1 protein-coding gene is annotated in these 1,229 nt (G+C 66.0%); it reads left to right on the top strand.

Features of this window, described 5'->3' with window-relative positions; all coding sequences use genetic code 11:
* Positions 1 to 91: 91 nt before the first annotated feature.
* Entirely contained in the window at positions 92 to 1,192 is a 1,101-nt protein-coding gene (locus G6R24_RS21040) for an IS630 family transposase (protein WP_225438890.1), read from the top strand.
* Positions 1,193 to 1,229: the final 37 nt, after the last annotated feature.

Below are 1,229 nucleotides of genomic sequence, written 5' to 3'. Positions count from 1 at the left end.
ACCTGACCAGTTACCCGGGAGTTACCCCGTCTAGTGTCTTGTGATTCTGTTTCTTATACGTAGGTGGATCGCCGGATATGATGATCTTGTGGTGTTGGAGGAGGGGCAGCGGGCTGAGCTGTCGGCGCTGATCAACAGTCGGGATGTGCCGGCGAACGTGGCGACGAGGGCGCGGATCGTGCTGTGGCATGCCGAGCGGGCGCCGAAGGCGCGGATCGCTGAGTTGGCGGGCGTGTCGCGGCCGACGGTGGATCTGTGGCTTCGCCGGTACGAGCAGGGCGGTGTGGGTGCTCTGGTCGACCGGCGGCGCGGAGCGCCCCGGGAGCAGGTTCCGGCGGCGGTTCGGGCTCGGATCGTGGCGTTGACCCGGACGACGCCGCCGGCGGAGACGGGCCTGTCGCACTGGTCGACCCGGGAGATGGCCCGGTATGTCAGCCGCGTCGGCGGTGTGTCGGTGTCCTGGCATTATGTGGCGAGGGTGTGGCGGGAAGAAGGACTGCGACCGCACCGTCAAGGCACGTTCACGCTGTCCACTGATCCGGACTTCGCGGCGAAGGTCGCCGACATCGTCGGGCTTTATCTCGACCTGCCCGGCGGCGCGGTCGTGCTCTGCATCGACGAGAAAACCCAGGTCCAGGCTCTGGACCGCACCCAGCCGCTGCTGCCGATCAGCTTCGGGGTCAGCGAGAAACGCACCCACGACTACGTCCGGCACGGCACCACGAACCTGTTCGCAGCCCTCAACACCGCCACCGGAGAGGTCTTCGGTGAATGCCGACCCGTCCGCGACAGCGCCGCGTTCCTGGCGTTCCTGAAAGGCGCCGTCGCCTCCCGCACCGGCAAGGACATCTATGTCGTCCTGGACAACCTGCCCACCCACACCACCCCCGAGGTGAACGCCTGGCTCGAGGCCAACCCTCACGTCCGCTTCCACTTCACCCCGGTCGGGTCCTCCTGGATCAACCAGATCGAGACCTGGTTCGGGATCATCACCCGCCAGGCCATCCGTCGCGGCACCTTCCCTTCCATCCACGCCCTGTCACGCCAGATCCGCGACTACATCACCCACTGGAACACCCGCGCCGAACCCTTCACCTGGACCGCGACCGCCGACGAGATCCTCGCGAAGGTCCGGCTCACCCAGACCAGCATCCACAAGCTCGTCGACAACAACCGCAACCGCCGCCGGTAAGCAAACAGAATCACGGGACACTAGCCGATAACTTTGC

The sequence above is a fragment of the Candidatus Frankia nodulisporulans genome, from assembly GCF_902806475.1.
Classification (GTDB): Bacteria; Actinomycetota; Actinomycetes; order Frankiales; family Frankiaceae; genus Frankia; species Frankia umida.
The sequence above is the reverse complement of the archived record's forward strand: the minus strand, read 5'-3'. Positions and strand labels throughout refer to the sequence as shown.